Source organism: Aquirhabdus sp. (assembly GCF_046462495.1).
GTDB lineage: Bacteria > Pseudomonadota > Gammaproteobacteria > Pseudomonadales > Moraxellaceae > Aquirhabdus.
Window position 1 is genome coordinate 138,622 of record NZ_JBKGVE010000002.1, and the last position, 16,718, is coordinate 155,339.

18 protein-coding genes are annotated in these 16,718 nt (G+C 44.5%); 8 read left to right on the plus strand and 10 right to left on the minus strand.

The annotated features are described in order from the left end of the window. Positions 1–16 precede the first annotated feature (16 nt). From lpxD to ACLHG7_RS00850, 10 genes are all read right to left on the minus strand, one after another. A complete protein-coding gene (lpxD, locus tag ACLHG7_RS00805; protein ID WP_410209190.1) occupies positions 17–1,099 on the minus strand; it encodes a UDP-3-O-(3-hydroxymyristoyl)glucosamine N-acyltransferase in 1,083 nt (360 codons plus the stop codon). Then, entirely contained in the window at positions 1,100–1,603 is a 504-nt protein-coding gene (locus ACLHG7_RS00810; RefSeq protein ID WP_410209191.1) for an OmpH family outer membrane protein, read from the minus strand. A 77-nt stretch (positions 1,604–1,680) separates the two neighbouring features. Further along, positions 1,681–4,110 carry an outer membrane protein assembly factor BamA gene (bamA, locus tag ACLHG7_RS00815; RefSeq protein ID WP_410209192.1) on the minus strand — a complete coding sequence of 810 codons (2,430 nt, stop codon included), beginning with the start codon at positions 4,108–4,110 and terminating at the stop codon, positions 1,681–1,683. Between the two features lie 78 nt (positions 4,111–4,188). After that, positions 4,189–5,553, minus strand: a complete 1,365-nt coding sequence (gene rseP / locus ACLHG7_RS00820; RefSeq protein ID WP_410209193.1) for an RIP metalloprotease RseP — start codon at positions 5,551–5,553, stop codon at positions 4,189–4,191. A 45-nt stretch (positions 5,554–5,598) separates the two neighbouring features. Next, positions 5,599–6,855: a 1-deoxy-D-xylulose-5-phosphate reductoisomerase gene (ispC, locus tag ACLHG7_RS00825; RefSeq protein WP_410209194.1), complete on the minus strand. Its 1,257-nt coding sequence runs from the start codon at positions 6,853–6,855 to the stop codon at positions 5,599–5,601. A 1-nt stretch (position 6,856) separates the two neighbouring features. After that, a complete protein-coding gene (locus ACLHG7_RS00830; RefSeq protein ID WP_410209195.1) occupies positions 6,857–7,672 on the minus strand; it encodes a phosphatidate cytidylyltransferase in 816 nt (271 codons plus the stop codon). Beyond that, entirely contained in the window at positions 7,665–8,453 is a 789-nt protein-coding gene (gene uppS / locus ACLHG7_RS00835) for a polyprenyl diphosphate synthase (RefSeq protein WP_410209349.1), read from the minus strand. Before uppS ends, ACLHG7_RS00830 begins: the two co-directional genes overlap by 8 nt. Positions 8,454–8,475: 22 nt before the next feature. Then, positions 8,476–9,030, minus strand: coding sequence for a ribosome recycling factor (gene frr / locus ACLHG7_RS00840; protein ID WP_114899052.1), 555 nt, complete (start codon positions 9,028–9,030; stop codon positions 8,476–8,478). Between the two features lie 163 nt (positions 9,031–9,193). Continuing rightward, on the minus strand, positions 9,194–9,925 hold the full coding sequence (gene pyrH / locus ACLHG7_RS00845) for a UMP kinase (protein ID WP_114899053.1): 732 nt from the start codon (positions 9,923–9,925) through the stop codon (positions 9,194–9,196). A gap of 442 nt (positions 9,926–10,367) precedes the next feature. Beyond that, on the minus strand, positions 10,368–11,003 hold the full coding sequence (locus tag ACLHG7_RS00850; RefSeq protein WP_410209196.1) for a glutathione S-transferase N-terminal domain-containing protein: 636 nt from the start codon (positions 11,001–11,003) through the stop codon (positions 10,368–10,370). 228 nt (positions 11,004–11,231) lie between these two features. Between ACLHG7_RS00850 and ACLHG7_RS00855 the strand changes: the two genes are divergently transcribed. From ACLHG7_RS00855 to ACLHG7_RS00890, 8 genes are all read left to right on the plus strand, one after another. Further along, on the plus strand, positions 11,232–11,933 hold the full coding sequence (locus tag ACLHG7_RS00855) for a TetR/AcrR family transcriptional regulator (RefSeq protein WP_410209197.1): 702 nt from the start codon (positions 11,232–11,234) through the stop codon (positions 11,931–11,933). A 57-nt stretch (positions 11,934–11,990) separates the two neighbouring features. Then, a complete protein-coding gene (locus tag ACLHG7_RS00860) occupies positions 11,991–12,365 on the plus strand; it encodes a thiol-disulfide oxidoreductase DCC family protein (RefSeq protein WP_410209198.1) in 375 nt (124 codons plus the stop codon). Positions 12,366–12,640: 275 nt separating this feature from the next. Then, positions 12,641–12,856, plus strand: a complete 216-nt coding sequence (locus ACLHG7_RS00865) for a hypothetical protein (RefSeq protein ID WP_410209199.1) — start codon at positions 12,641–12,643, stop codon at positions 12,854–12,856. Positions 12,857–12,885: 29 nt separating this feature from the next. Beyond that, a complete protein-coding gene (locus ACLHG7_RS00870; protein WP_410209350.1) occupies positions 12,886–13,266 on the plus strand; it encodes a VOC family protein in 381 nt (126 codons plus the stop codon). Between the two features lie 115 nt (positions 13,267–13,381). Beyond that, positions 13,382–14,659 carry an OmpP1/FadL family transporter gene (locus ACLHG7_RS00875; protein ID WP_410209200.1) on the plus strand — a complete coding sequence of 426 codons (1,278 nt, stop codon included), beginning with the start codon at positions 13,382–13,384 and terminating at the stop codon, positions 14,657–14,659. A gap of 82 nt (positions 14,660–14,741) precedes the next feature. Next, on the plus strand, positions 14,742–15,152 hold the full coding sequence (locus tag ACLHG7_RS00880; protein WP_410209201.1) for a YeeE/YedE family protein: 411 nt from the start codon (positions 14,742–14,744) through the stop codon (positions 15,150–15,152). 13 nt (positions 15,153–15,165) lie between these two features. Beyond that, positions 15,166–15,579 (plus strand): DUF6691 family protein, encoded by a 414-nt coding sequence (locus ACLHG7_RS00885; protein ID WP_410209202.1) that lies wholly within the window; start codon positions 15,166–15,168, stop codon positions 15,577–15,579. A gap of 143 nt (positions 15,580–15,722) precedes the next feature. Beyond that, the gene (locus tag ACLHG7_RS00890) at positions 15,723–16,634 is read left to right on the plus strand and encodes a LysR substrate-binding domain-containing protein (protein WP_410209203.1); all 912 of its coding nucleotides are present in this window, start codon (positions 15,723–15,725) and stop codon (positions 16,632–16,634) included. The last annotated feature ends 84 nt before the right edge of the window (positions 16,635–16,718 follow it).

A 16,718-nucleotide genomic window follows, 5' to 3' on the forward strand; every position in this document is an offset into this window, starting at 1 on the left:
CAGGCTCAAGATGTAACTATTGATTACCAAGTTGTAATTCTAACCTTTCCAGCGCCAGTTGCAAACCTTTGATTTGCGCTGCCATCTCCCCAAGATGCCTCACTCTGACCGCACTTTTACGCCAATCCGCAGTTTTTTCAAATGCCGAACCAGAAGAATAACTTCCGGACTCTTTAATTGAGCGTGTAATCATACTCATGGCTGTAATATGAACACGATCCGTAATTTCGAGATGCCCAGCAACACCAACCAATCCACCCAAAATACAATGCGAACCGATTGTTGTACTTCCGGCCACACCCGTTCCAGCAGCAAGGGCGGTATGCGCACCAATCTTAACGTTATGGGCAATCTGTACTTGGTTATCAATGATCACGCCATCAGCGATAATCGTGTCATCAAGCGCACCACGATCAATCGTGGTATTGGCTCCAATACGAACATCATCACCAATCACCACACGACCGAGCTGCACAATCCGATGCCAACGACCTTCTGCGGTTGCAAAGCCAAACCCCTCAGCACCGATCACAGCACCCGCATGTATACGTGTGCGTTGGCCCAGAATACATCCATGATGAATCGTTACCCCGTGACCCAACCAACATTTATTACCAATGACACTATCTCTTCCAATGTGTACTGATGAGATGAGCACCGCACCATCACCAATTTGTGCATGATCTTCAATAACGACAAATGGGCCGATCGAAACGTTCTCACCGATCGTGGCATGTGGGGAAACCACCGCCGTAGGATGGATACCGACTTCAACCGCATTAAACGGGTCAAATAGATGCGTTAATTGAGCAAAAACATAATAGGGGTCGGAAACAACAATAGCAGAACCCACAAATGCCTCGCGGTCTGCTTCTGTTAAAATCATGGCACCCGCACCTGTTGTCTGCAATTGGCCACGATATTGAGAATTCGCTAAAAAACTCAACTGAGTAGGGCCTGCTTGTGACAACGAGGCGAGTCCAGTAATGACTAGACTCTCATCACCTGAGACGGCTGCAGGTGTAGATAATGGAAAAGCACCCTCAGCAATACGCTGATTCAGGTGCTTAACAATTTCACCAAGTGTCAAAGATGACATTTACTTCGCTGCATTCAAACGATCAGTGATTTTTTTAGTGAGATCCGCAGTTGGTGCAGCCCAAATCACATATTTCTTCTCAACGATGACATCGTAATTCCCTTCTTTACGCAAGTCTTCGATGATGCCCTCAAGCTTAGGCATCAATGTTTTCAGCATATTGGATTGCGCTTCTTCAATACGACGCTGTACGCCTTCAGCAGTACTGTTGTATTCATTCAATTTAGACTGTGCTTGTGTTTGCAATGCTTGCTTGTCTTTATCACTCATCACAGAACCGTCTTTTTGAAAGCGCTCTTGAAAACCTGTGATTTCTTTACGCAACTGCTCTAAGCGATCACGTTGGCTTTTCAAACTCGTATTGAGTCCTTCAATTGTTTGTTTCGCCACATTGGATGCCAAAACTGCGGCTTGTGAATCAGCAACAGCCACGTTATTCGCATGAGCCAATGGCGAAAGAACCATGGCCGCTGCAAGACTTAAACCTGTGAATAATGAACGCATTATGTTTCTCCTTGTACATAAAAAAGTGCTAACGCAAAAGCGATTAACGTAAAGTAAATAAATTTTAAACTCGGGAGTTAGAACACCCGGCCAATGGCGAACTGAACCCGTTTAAGCTGATCATCGGGTTTAGAATCGATTGGCTGCGCATAACTCAGTGCGATCGGACCAATCATCGTAATCCAGGTGAATCCAAAACCTGCGCTATAGCGGAAATTATGGGCACTGAATTTATAGCTGTTGGTTCCTGTATCTGCGACACCAGTGGTATCAAACACCTGCCCGCCTTCAACAAACAAAACCGGGCGGATCTGGCTAGCCCAATCACCGGCATAAGGAATTGGCAGAATCAACTCAAGACCACCTGTAATCAAGCCGTTACCACCAACGGATTCTGGATCAGGATCAGGACAAGTTGTTCCTGCGCCTTTACAATAGCCAATCCCAGGACTTAAAGGTCCCAGTGTATAGTCGCGGTATCCGCGAACTGAACCATAGCCACCCGCATAAAAGTTCTTCCAGAATGGCAAGTCATGACCATAACCGAGCTTGGTATAGGCGCGAATCAGGAACTTATCCAAGAAATGGGTTGGCAATGGAAAAAATGCCTGTCCAGTGTAGGTGATCCGTTGATACTGAACATCACTGCCCGGAAGCGTGGTATCCAAGGCAATTTGATGAGACATACCCCGTGTCGCAAGTACCGGACGATTCAAGGTATTGTATGCCCACGATAAATTCAGGTTATACGTCAAGAAATCTTTATCATAAAGAGGATTTGCACTATCACCCGACTTATTCACGGCACCATGCGACAGCAAGTAGTTCTGCGCAACTTGCGATACAAAAGAAGAAGTCTTAATCGTTGTATTATCAACGTTTAAAGTCGCAGCGACACTTTTGTTCTCATCAACGGGATAGCCAAACGTCATCGATGCACCGAGTGCATCAGAGTAATAACGCTGAACATTATAGGTGCTGTCGAGTTTGGTATTTCTCATATAGAAATTGAAACCACGACTCACACCATCGACCGTATAGTAAGGATCGAGAACATTAATATTATAATTTTCAAGTGTTTCCGAGCGCGAAACATCTAAACCAACCTGCGTACCAGTACCAAAGAAATTCGTTTGATTCAAACCAAACTGGAACGTGACACCGCCGTATTGCGAATAACCCACGGAGATACTACTCGTCCCTGAAGGCTGCTCTTCTACAGTGACATTGACATCGACTTGGTCATTGCTATTTGCAACGCGTGGTGTGTCAATCGTGACAGTTTTAAAATAACCTGTGCGCTCTAAGCGTACTTTCGATAGGTCGATCTTCTCGTTTGAAGCCAAAGAGCCTTCGAGCTGACGCATTTCACGGCGTAAGACTTCATCAGCAGTCTTATCATTCCCTTTGAAGTTAATCCGGCGTATATAGACCTGCTTGCCTGGATTAATAGCGTAGTTCATTGTGACAGTTTTAGTCGGCTCATCAATCTCAGGAATCGGATTGATTTCGGCAAAATAATAACCGCTATTACCAAATTTCTTGCTGAGGAGTTGAGTCGTTGCGGTGACTTCGGCCTGAGAGTATGTCGTTCCCGGTTTATAAATAACCAGTTGTTTCAGATCTTCGTTCTTATAAAGTGGATCACCAACAAACTTACTTTCGCCAAATTTATACTGAGCGCCTTCATTCACACTGACTTCAATAAAGATATTCTTTTTATCTTCACTAAGATTCAGCTGTGCACTATTGAGTGCGTAATGGATATACCCTTTGTTTAAATATAATGATCTTAAGCTTTCTAAGCTGGCAGTCATTTTCTCACGTGCATAGCGATCATCACGCGTTACGATAGAAGACCAATTACTGGATTTAACCTGAAATGCTTTTTTAATTTCATCATCAGAGAAAACAGTGTTACCCAATACACGAATATTGACAACTTTAGCCGCATTGCCCTCATAGATTTTAAATGCCAAATCTACGCGGTTATTTGGCTTGGGGACTGTTTCGATCTTAACTTCGGCATCATAGCGACCTTGTTGGGCATATTGCTGCTCAAGTTCATTTTTAACTACTTGTAAAGACGAACGTTTCAGCACCTCACCTTCGCTAATACCACCACCTTTGAGACCTTTGGTGAGAGAGTCCGTTGGGATCAGCTTATTGCCCGTAATGGTCATCGAAGCAATGACCGGACGTTCAACTACCTTGAACAATAAAACATCTTGGTCGCGACTAGCCTGTACATCATCAAAATTACCACTAGCATAAAGCGCGCGAATCGCCTCAGCCAACTTTTGTTCAGTAATCGTATCACCGCTCGCGATCGGTAATAGTGAAGATACGCTCGCAGGAGATAAGCGAACCAACCCCTCTATACGAATATCTCGCGCGGCAAAACCACTCGCGACAGACGATGTTGCAGCGAAAACGCTGGAAGTCGTCGCCGTCACCGTCAAGCTGGTGACAATTGCTAGGGGCAGTAGTGCTAAAGGATGCTTCATGCCAACATTATCCACTTCAAACTAAAAATTTTAAGAAAACCTACCATCAATTGAATTAACGCTGTCTCGATTTTGACGTTAAAATAATCGTGTTAGATCATTAAATATTGCAACGATCATTAACATGCCAAGCATGGCAACACCCACTCGAAACCCTGCCTGTTGGATGCGTTCCGAAACCGGACGCCCAATCAAAGCTTCAATAGCGTAATACACTAAATGCCCCCCATCAAGAATTGGAATAGGCATTAAATTCAGTACACCCAAACTCACACTCATGATGGCCATAAAGCTAAAAAAAGCCTGCCAACCGATATCAGCCGTATGACCCGCAACCTTGGCAATGGTAATCGGACCTGAAATATTATTTAGCCCAATTAGCCCACTCAACATTTTGCCAAAAGAGCTGACAGTCAATGTGGAGAGATGCCATGTCTTTTGTAATGCAAGCGATAAGGCCGACAATGGATCATGCTGGACAATTTGCTTATATTCCGCAGGAATTTCGTAGCGTTCTGTTTGTTCTGTTTTGGGTTTTAAGCCCAACAACCCAATTTTTGTACCAAAATCATCTTTTTTTGCAGCTGGTGTGAGTGCAAGTGTCTGAAGTTTACCCTGTCGCTCAATGATCACGGATAATTTCTGATCTGCACTCGCATGAATAATCCGGGTCAAAGCAATCCAATCGCTGATAGGCTTGCCATCCACACTGATAAAACGATCGCCAACCAACAATCCTTGCTTAGCACCCACTGCGTCTGGCTGAATCTCACCGATTACCGCATCAATCCGAGGAGAATACGGATAAAAACCTAAAGTTGCCAGTGGGTCGGCCCCATTAGATCGCATAAAACTCTGTATGGCTAGCTGATGAGTCTCGACTTGACCTGCACGATTCGTCGTTATCGTAAGCTGACCAGTCTCACCCATACGATCAATTAAAGCGTAATTGAGCTTCTCTAAATCGGGTGTGGGTTTTCCATCTATCGCGGTAACCAAATCCCCAGATTGAAGCCCAGCAATGGCTGCAGGTGAATGCGGCTCGATTTGCCAAATTCGGGTATTCAACTGCTCAGATTTGGGTAAAAATAATATCCAAAACAGAAGTACGGCAAACAAAAGGTTGATCAATGGCCCAGCAGCGACAATCGCCATGCGTACCCAGACCGATTGACGATTAAATGCAAAAGGGAGATCTGCTGCAGCAACCTCGCCCTCGCGCTCGTCAACCATCCGTACATAACCACCGAGTGGTATAGCAGCGAACTGATATTGAACCCCATCTTTGCCTCGCCATTTAAATAGCGCGGGTCCAAAGCCTATTGAGTAAGTTAAAACTTTTACGCCACAACGTCTTGCAGCCCAAAAATGACCAAACTCATGGATTGCCACCAATGGACCCAAGAGAAGTAGTGCTGCAAAGATGATCTGGATAAAACTCATGTATACCTATATTAAATGCTTTTTCAAACGAGATTAAAATTAACGCTATGCAACTTTTTCGGCTAAAATCGAACGTGCTATTTTTCGAGCAGTCTCATCATAATGTAGGATTGTGGCAAGGTCATGCGCAGCAATCATCGGTAATTGTGTAATAACTGCCTGAATTATGCGAGAAATGTCGGTAAATTTTATTTTATTGGCGAGAAAAGCAGCAACAGCGATTTCATTTGCTGCATTGAGTACCGCTGGCGTGGTACCACCCGCCTCCATGGCTTCGCGCGCCAAACGTAAACACGGAAAGCGTACCTCATCAGGTTGTTCGAAATTCAAACTTGCATTCAAGAACAAATCCAGCGGCGCAACACCTGCATCAATTCGCTTTGGCCATGCTAATGCATGCGCAATCGGCGTGCTCATATCAGGATTACCCATTTGCGCAAGTGTCGAACCATCTACATATTGCACCATTGAATGAATGATACTTTGCGGATGTATCACCACCGTGACACGCTCAGGCGGTAAATCAAACAAATGACAAGCTTCAATAAGCTCTAGTCCTTTATTCATCAACGTAGCAGAATCAACTGTAATCTTCGCTCCCATCACCCAATTGGGATGTTTAGAAGCCTGTTCAGGTGTCACGAGCTCAAGTTGCTCAAGACTAAACTTACGAAATGGCCCGCCAGAAGCCGTCAATAAAATCTGAGAAACACCGGCACGAGAGGTATCCTGATGTAAGTTTTCTGAGCTTTGGAAATATTCAGTAGGTAGGCACTGAAAAATTGCATTATGTTCAGAATCGACGGGCAAAAGTGTTGCCCCCGACTGACGAACACAGTCCATAAAAAGACTGCCAGCCATCACCAAAGCTTCTTTATTAGCCAGTAATACACGCTTCCCCGCTTTAACCGCAGCAAGCGTTGGAGCTAGACCTGCAGCGCCTACAATTGCAGCCATCACAATATCGACTTCTGGATGAGAAGCTATCTGCTCAAGACCATCTTCACCTTCCAGAATATTTGGGAGACGTGCATCAGGAAATTGGTGCTTCAGATTCAGACTAAACCGCTCAGCCATGCCTTCAGGAACACAAACATATTGCGGCTCATACACTGCACAAAGTTGTATCAACTTATCCAAGCGTGCATGACCACTTAACGCAAACACTTCATAGCCATCTAAGTGCTTATTGAGCACTTTAAATGTACTGTCACCGATCGAACCCGTCGCGCCTAAAACGCAAACGCGTTGACGCGCTTTCTCATGAAACTGATGAACTGATGAACTGTTTACCGTTAGCATATTAGAATCCGCCAGCTAACCAAAAACCAAATGCAAAAATGGGTGCTGCTGCAAGCAAGGAATCAATACGATCCAATACACCACCATGACCAGGTAAAAGTGTCCCTGAATCTTTAATATTGGCTTTACGTTTTAATAATGACTCGAATAAATCACCCAACACCGATGCCAGCATGGTGATCACGGATAAAACGATAAAACCCACCAAGTGCAAGCCAACGAGTTGTCGATCATAAGCAACCGCGAAAACAACCACACAGGCAAGTGCTAGCCCACCAATCAACCCCTCTACCGTTTTATTGGGACTGACATCGGGTATTAATTTATGTTTGCCAAAAAATTTACCCGTAAAATAAGCACCGCTATCCGCAACCCACACCAAGGCAAATAAATACATGAGCCACCACGGTGAGTCAGACCAAAGACTGTAGATCGCCAAGGTCGTCGCAATCAATAATAAAATACCGATCTGTGGTAACCAGCGTTCAGAAGTAATTCCCTCAAGTGGATATCGACGAACCGTTACCAATGCCGAGAGCCAGAATACCGAAGCAACGCCCCAGATAATTGGCCAAAGATTGGCATAATAAGGTTGGATGTTATAGGCAACGACAGCAAGCCCAAAAGTGATCAAGACAAACTGAATCGGATGGCTATAAGCTTTACCAGCCCCCTTACCAAATTTAGTCCATTCATTGGCCCCTACGGCCAGTGTGACGATCATGAGGATGACAATCGGGATCGGGCTTTTCGTGGCAAAAAGGCATAAGAGTACAATGGCGATAAGAATCAGTCCTGTCCGAATCCGTTCAAACATGACGATCACCTTTATTTTTATTGTCTATATTTGATGTTTCGGACTGGTATGCCAAAGCCTGTTCACTGGTACGTCCAAATCGACGTTCACGGAAGGAAAACTGCCCAAGCGCACGATCAAATTCAGCTTCATTGAACGCCGGCCATAACGTATCGGTGAAGTACAACTCGGCATAGGCCGCTTGCCAAAGTACGAAGTTGGATAAACGATATTCACCGCCTGTACGAATCAACAAATCTACAGGGGGTAAATCCCCCATTTGAATCTCTTGCTGCATGCGCACTTCGTCAATCTGATCGACTTGAAGCTGACCCGCTTGCACTGCCGCAGCTAAACGCTGTGCAGCTTGCGCCATATCCCATAGCCCACCATAGCTAATGGCGATGACCATGGTCATTTTTGCATCTTGAGCCGTCTGCCTTTCAGCATCTTGCATCAACTGCTGTAAACGTTCAGACATTTTTGAACGATCACCAATGAAACGCATTGCTATGTTTTGACCCAGCATTCGAGGAACCTGCTCCAGCAATGCCTGTTCAAACAACTTCATCAACAGCGCCACTTCATCTGGAGGCCTGCGCCAATTTTCGCTCGAAAACGCAAAAACCGTTAGGACTTCTAGTCCAAGTCGTCTTGCATGCTGAGCGATCACGTCCAGTTGATCTTTGCCCGCGCGATGACCACCGCCATCATGCAAATGATGCTGCCGACCATAGCGATTATTACCATCCATGATAATCGCAACATGACGCGGCAGGCTTCCTGCAGCATCGTAATCCATCAAATCTGGCGCTGACAAAATATTAAACCTGCAATAATTCGGCTTCTTTTGCCGCTAACTGTTTTTCAACTTCCGCAATATATTTATCTGTGAGTTTTTGAACATCATCAGTAGCTTTACGTTCATCATCTTCAGTAATTTCTTTTTCTTTCAAAAGGTCCTTAACATCACCCAAGACATCACGACGAATATTGCGTATCGCTACACGGGCGTTTTCAGCCTCACCGCGTGCCAACTTCTGCATATTTTTACGGGTTTCTTCAGTCAGTGCTGGAAGTGGAACGCGAATAACATCACCAGAAATTGGATTTAAACCCAAATCGCTTTCACGAATGGCTTTATCAATAGTGCTGATCATCGAGCGCTCAAAAGGCTGCACAACCAGAGTACGCGCATCATCTACCCCTACACTCGCGACTTGATTTAACGGCACATCAGAACCGTAATAAGGCACCATCACGTCTTTCAGCATGGCAGGATGTGCACGACCTGTGCGCACGCGAGAAAAACCTGACTCCAATGACTCAAGGCTCTTACGCATCCGAATTTCGCCATCTTTTTTAAGATCATTTAACATAAATTTTTCCCTTCAATTCCAACATATTTGAACATTAATACATCAACAAAGTAATGAATTTTGCTCGTTGATTCTAAAGCTCAAGCTTTAACCATATCGCTTTTTATCACTGCTCTACGTTACATGCAACTTTCAACTCGTTCCAGAGAACGAAACTTAAAAATCAGAGCGACTTACTCACCCGTGTGCCTTCATTGCCATCCATCACGACGCTCAACAATGCACCTGCCTTATTCATATTAAAAACTTGCAACGGGACATCATGATCGCGACACAAACAGATCGCCGTAAGGTCCATTACCTCTAGCTTTTCATCAAGCACTTGATCAAAGGTCAAATGCTCATAACGAATCGCATCATCATATTTATTTGGATCTTTATTATAGACCCCATCAACTTTCGTTGCTTTCAAAATCAGCTTGGCTTCAATCTCAATACCACGTAAACAAGCTGCAGTATCCGTAGTGAAAAATGGATTACCCGTACCAGCGACAAACACACAGACGTCACCAGATTTCAAAAAACGAATCGCATTGCGACTTGAATATTGCTCAACCACGCCATTAATTGCTATTGCAGACATCAAACGGGTTTTGATATTACGACGCTCAAGCGCATCCCGCATGGCAAGGCCATTCATGACCGTTGCGAGCATGCCCATTTGATCACCTGTTACTCGTCCAACCAAGCCATCTTTTTGCAACTGACTGCCACGGTAGAGATTACCACCACCCACCACGATGCCTACCTGAACACCTAAACCGACAAGATGGGCAATCGACAAACTCATTTGATCTAAAATATTAGCGTCGATTCCCATATCCTTGTTTCCTGCCAATGCCTCACCAGACAGTTTTAATAAAATCCGCGAAAAGCGTGGGCTTTTTTCTGTCATGAGAAACACTCCAAAACAAATGAGAAACGATAAAAGAGAAGAATAAATCTAAATGCAAACGTTGGGGGGAGTTCAACTCATGAACAGAGTATCGCACCAAGTATTTAAAGCTAAATATACCTTAGATACGACTAACACCACGCTGCATTCACTTTACGGTGAGGCATGGTAACAAAAGGGCGCGTTTAACGTAAGCAGCGCCGCGAGGGATTTTCTATGTATTTATGATGAATCTTAATCGCTCTTTTTTAACAGGTTCCTCCCGAACGCAAACTTATCAATACAACCCTATGATTAAATTATATATTTATAAGAGTGGTGGTGCACATAAACACCACACAACCCAATTTGTTTGATTTTCTAAAAAATAATCAATAAATCAAATTAGATACAGTAGAAAAAAGGGCAACTTCCCTATGCTCAATTAGTAGACAATCCAGAACTAAATGACTGGGATCTGCATCCCGCGTTGTACTGCAGGGCGACTTCCAATGAGTGCAAGCCAGCGATATAGATCAACCTTTGTCGCGAGGCTTTCGGCAAGGACGTCTTTTAAAAATGTCGTTGCAGCCAATGCCCAAGGATAAATTGCAATGTCAGCTATTGAATAATGATCACCAGCGACATACGTTGCTTCGCTGAGGCGCTTATCCAATACGGTTAATAGTCGGTCTGACTCCTCAGTGAATCGCTGAATAGCCAGCGGAGACTTTTCTGTAGAGCGTACCCCGAAGAAGCCAAGCTGACCCAGCATAGGACCTAAACCACCCATTTGCCAATTCAACCACTCCAGCGCCTTATAACGCCCACTCCCAAACTGATCTAAAAATTGACCGTGTTTCTCTGCCAAATAAGTCAGTATCGCCCCGCTCTCAAAAATCGTTAATTCACCGTCGGTCGCTTCATCGTCGACAATTGCAGGGATTTTGTTATTTGGCGCGATAGCAAGAAAGTTTGGTGCAAATTGTTCATTTTTTCCAATATTAATGGTCTTGACTTGGTATGGAATACCAAGCTCCTCCAACATAATTGAAATTTTTCGACCATTGGGGGTTGTCCACGTATAAAGCGTAATCATTGCTAATCCTTAACTCATAAAATCTATTATATAAATAACTTTTTCACTGCAAAGAAAAAGAGCGTGCACCTACTTATCCGAAGAGAGTCTATTACCCTTGTTGCAGATTTGCTATATGTGACCATCAAATTTCATATCAAACGATACAAATATACTATCAGAAAGGCCGCCACGTGTTAAACTCGCCTATGTTATAATCGGACAACGATTGAAAACGAGGATATTGTCATGGCGGAACGAGGACGCCCGCGTTGTTTTGAGCGCGAGGACGCGCTACGCAAAGCAATGAATGTATTTTGGTGTAAAGGCTTTGAAGGCGCTTCACTGTCAGAGTTGACGACAGCGATGGGCATTAACTCGCCTAGCCTCTATGCCGCTTTTGGCAGTAAAGAAACACTTTTTTTAGAAGCCGTCGAGTTGTATCGCCAGACTGATGGCGCCGCGACTAGACAAGCATTTGATGCTGGAACAACGGCAAAAGAAGCCATCGCAGCACTGCTTGAAACGAGTAGCAGTTGTATTACACACAAAAAACATAACGACTCATTGCAAAGTCATGATGGTGAAGCCAAATCTGATTTAGGTCAACCGACAGGCTGTATGGTCGTCTTGAGTGCTTTGCATTGCTCGAATGAAAATCAAAAGGTCCAAGAGCAACTGAGCAGTAAACGGCGCGAAACCGAAGTACTGATCCATGAGCGCCTATTGCGTGGCGTACAAGACGGTGAGATTTCAAGTGAAGCAAACATTGCGGATATCGCGCGGTTTTATGTGACTATTTTACATGGCATGTCGATACAAGCCCGTGATGGTGCTTGTCAGGACATCCTACTCACTATCGCAAAGCAAGCGATGCTGGCATGGGACTCATTGACGCTCGAAACATCACATGAAAAAAGCAAAACGGCTCAAGTCGCTGAATTAATATGACTGATCACATGCCACAAACGCCGCCCCATATGGATGCGAATGATAAAGTCATCCTCTATGACGGCGTTTGTAAGCATTTGTAATGCGTGGAGCATCTTCATCATTAAATATGATCAGGCACATATCTTTAAACTTGCATCGGTCCAGTCACCTGAAGGTCAGGCGCTTCTTAAATATTTCAACATGCCAACGACCCACTTTGATACCATGCTCTTCATCGAAAATAATACGGCATACAGCAAAAGTACCGCTTTTTTAAATATTGTGCGCTTACTTCCCCCACACTTCAGCTTTCTTAAAGTTTTACGTTTTATTCCAGTATCTCTACGCGATTGGTGCTATGACCGCGTTGCTCTCAATCGCTATCGTTTATTTGGCAAATACGATCAATGTTTAGTGCCCCCCCCTAAACACCGACAACGATTTCTCTAAAGAACCCGGCTTAAAAATGTCAAAAGTGCTCCTTAGCCACGACCTCTTTCTTTTACCCTCCTCGCAATCTCCCACATTTGAAGACTCATTCAAGCCACGCGACAACATTACCAATTCGCATTGACTTTTTTTTCTGAAAATTCTACTTTAAAAATAAGTCGTATCTCCCAGCTCCTCCAAAAGGCTTACTCACTGTAAAACCAGATACGCACTAAATACGCAAGGGTAATCACCCAACTCATAAACTCTTTTCACGAAGTCGTCGGGATGATCGCATGAGTCTCCGTTTTATTATTATTTTTATCTTTGCGACACTGCTAAGCGCGGGCACATTATTTGTCGCGATTATTGCCATTGATGATTATATGCGCTGGTATGACAGCCTCGCGCCAAATCGAGCACACATTTTGACGATTGCTTTGGTTCTTTGCGTGGTTGCTGGCATCTATCTACGCTACCGCAAAAAGAAACCTCAAGACAAAGAAATCTAACCACTGCCCAAAAGAGTATTGCAATGACCTTGACCGTTGAACGACTGGATCACTTGGTTCTCACCGTTCAGAACATCGAAAAAACAATTGATTTTTACATGACCATATTAGGCATGCAGCATGTTTCATTTGGCGACAATCGCCATGCGCTTGTATTCGGACAACAGAAAATTAATTTACATCCCTTAAGCGTGCCATTGCAGCCCCATGCACAATATCCCACTTCCGGTTCTGCTGATCTGTGTTTTATTACCCAGACTCCAATACCAGATGTCATTAACCACCTTCAACAATCAGGGATCAATATCGAAGAGGGTCCTGTACTTAGAACTGGGGCACTCGGCGTTATTACTTCTGTTTACTTTCGCGATCCAGATTTAAATTTGATAGAAGTCTCGAACTATCATTAATGAACTCTTTTATCTCTATAACAGCTTAAATTATCCAAAATAATTACTTTTTAACATAAGCCATACAGTCCTACACTGCCCTCAAGATTTCTTAAATATCAATGAGGGCATTGTGATGTCACGCATATTCGTTCAATCTACTGTACCCATCAGCATAGCGTTCATCGTCATGACTGGAACCGCTGCACATGCAACCAATGGTTACTTTGCAAGTGGTTATGGGATTAAAAATGACGCAGTAGCAGGTGTAGGAGTGGCACTTCCTCAAGATGCATTGACCATCGCCGTCAACCCAGCCGGACTCACCGAAGTAGGGCATCAACTCAATATCGGTTTGGATATCTTTGCACCGGAACGATCTTCCAGCATCCAAGGGAATGCATTTGGTCCAAATGCTGAATTTAATGGAGACCGCACTAAACTCTTCTACATCCCCAATGTGGGTTATAGCCACTCTATAGACCCCAATGTCACACTCGGCGTCGCTGTATATGGTAATGGAGGCATGAATACCGACTATGCCACCAATCCTTATAGTCGCTTCGGTGCCACGGGCAAAGCTGGCGTTAATTTAGAACAGCTTTTTGTTTCCCCTGCCGCCGCATGGAAAATCAATGAACATAATAGCGTAGGCTTAGCAGTCAATTTGGTCTATCAAAGCTTTAAAGCCAAAGGCATCGGGGCTTTTAGTGCATTTTCTCAAAATCCAAGCCATGTCAGTGATAATGGTGAAGATACCTCTTATGGGGCGGGCCTTCGTCTCGGTTGGATAGGGAAAATCAATGATTACGTCTCAGTTGGAGCAAGCTGGCAAACCAAAACACGGATGAGTAAATTTGACAAATATGCAGGGCTATTTGCTGATAGCGGTCGATTTGATATTCCTGAAAACTATACGGTTGGTTTTGCAGTCAAGCCATTGGACACACTTACCGTGGGTTTCGACTGGCAGCGTATCCTCTATCATGATGTTGCCGCTGTCGGCAATCCATTCTCTGCACTCTTACAAGGTCAACCCCTTGGCGCAAAAACCGGTGCAGGTTTTGGTTGGAAAGATATTGATGTGTATAAACTTGGCGCAGTGTGGCAAGCAACGCCCCAACTGACATTGCGCGGTGGCTTTAGTATTAACCAGCAACCTGTACCGAATAGTGAGACTTTCCTAAATATCCTCGCACCCGGTGTAGTCAAGAAGCATTTAACAGTCGGTGCCAGTTGGGCAATCAATCCTGCCAACGAAATCAGTGCCTCTTACATTCATGCTTTCGACGAAAAAGTACATGGCAGTAACTCGATTCCTGCTGGCTTTCCCCCTAGTGGATTTGGAGGAGGTAATGCTGATCTTGAGCTGCAGGAAAATGTATATGGTCTCGCATGGAGTCATAAATTTTGATGGAGACCATGCTTTAATCTATACGACTCAAGCATAATCCGATTAAATCATATGACGTACTCATTTTCAGGAGGATCGCGTAATGAGCCTTCAACAGTTCGCCCCCCAAGTTATAGGCGGGGCTCTCATTGGATTGGGTGCGGCAGTCTTGTTATTATTTAATGGCCAAATAGCGGGGATCAGCGGTATCTATGGTCGCCTCATTCACGCTGACTTCGGGGCAAGACATTGGCGCTTGGCTTTTTTAATCGGACTGCTAATCCCTGCAATTTATCTCCTTCTCCAGCAAGCAACACCTGTTAAAACAGTCAGCGTTGGGGTTTTAGCTTTGGCTGGCTTACTGGTCGGTCTCGGAACAGGGATCAGCAATGGCTGTACCAGCGGTCATGGTGTTTGCGGTATTGCAAACTTATCACCACGTTCACTGATCGCCACATTGCTTTTTATGATCAGTGCAATCGTGACGGTCTTTGTGATTCGGCACATGATCTAAGGAGCTGGCACAAATGAGATCGATATTGACAGCGCTATTAGCGGGCTTATTATTTGGATCTGGCTTGGTCATTTCAGGAATGACTAACCCTGAAAATATATTGGCATTTCTTGATGTAACTGGGAATTGGAATCCTGCTTTAGCGCTCGTTATGGCAAGCGCGATTATTGTCACCCTCCCTGCATTCACTTGGGTGCGTCGACGTCAGCGTAATTTAGTTGGAGACCCAGTCAGCTTAAGCAATCGCCGACCACTGGATAAGAACCTCATCTTCGGGGCAATCCTCTTTGGTGTGGGCTGGGGCCTATCTGGACTTTGTCCAGCACCCAGTCTCATTGCCGGTTTAGGCGGTAATGCCCATATTCTGATTTTTGTCATTACTATGACAATTGGTTTATGGTTTTCATCGCGCTTCAAAAACAGCTAAATGTGGTTGTTATTACAATCATAAGAACATCCAGAAGAATAAACCATCTTCATTGAGACAATCAGGAAGCTGATGATATGATCAGCGCATATTGTCCTAAATATAGGACAGTATGCACCCATTTCTATCAGGAACTTCCAGTTATGCAGGATCTCAATGATCTATTCTTATATGTTCAGGTTGTTGATCATCGAGGCTTTGCACCTGCAGGACGTGCGCTTGATATTCCTAAATCAAAATTAAGCAGGCGTATTGCAGGACTTGAAGAACGGCTCGGCGTTCGACTCGTGCAGCGTTCTACACGACACTTTTCAGTAACTGAGATTGGTCAGGAGTATTACCGTCATTGTGTAGCCATGCTTGTCGAAGCCGAGGCGGCGCAAGAGGTCATCGAACGAACGCATTCTGAGCCACAGGGTCTGGTCCGTATTAGTGCTCCTTCCACTTTGGTTTATTTTCAAGTCGGCGAAATGATCGCCAAATTTATGGCCGAAAATCCACGTGTACAAGTCCATCTTGAAAGCACCAATCGTCGGGTTGATGTCATCCGAGAGGGATTAGATATCGCCCTGCGAGTTCGCTTCCCTCCCCTTGAAAATAGCGATCTGGTCATGAAATGTTTTGGCGAAAGCCATCAACGCCTCGTTGCAAACCCACAGCTTTTAGCAAAATTCAATGCCCCTTTATTGCCACTCGACCTGAATCAGCTCCCAAGTCTGGACTTCAATACACAGCAAACCGAGCATATTTGGTGTTTAGAACACCGCGATGGGCAATCAATCACTTTACCCCACAGCCCTCGCTTTGTTACCGACGATATGGTGGCATTACGATTTGCTGCAATCCAAGGGATAGGTGTTGTGCAACTCCCCCTCATGGTCGTCCAAAAAGATATCCGCGAAGGTCGATTGATTGAAGTCTTACCCGACTGGGTACCCCGCAGTGGGATCATTCATGCAGTATTTCCCTCCCGCCGAGGACTACTTCCATCTGTGCGCTCAGTACTGGACTTCCTCGAAGAGGAATTTAAACATTTAGAGACTACTGCTTACTAGATAGAAAATATTATTGGCTTAAATCATCCGCTATGCATCGATGCGATACCTCGTTAAAAGTCTTGCAGTACCATCACTTACAGA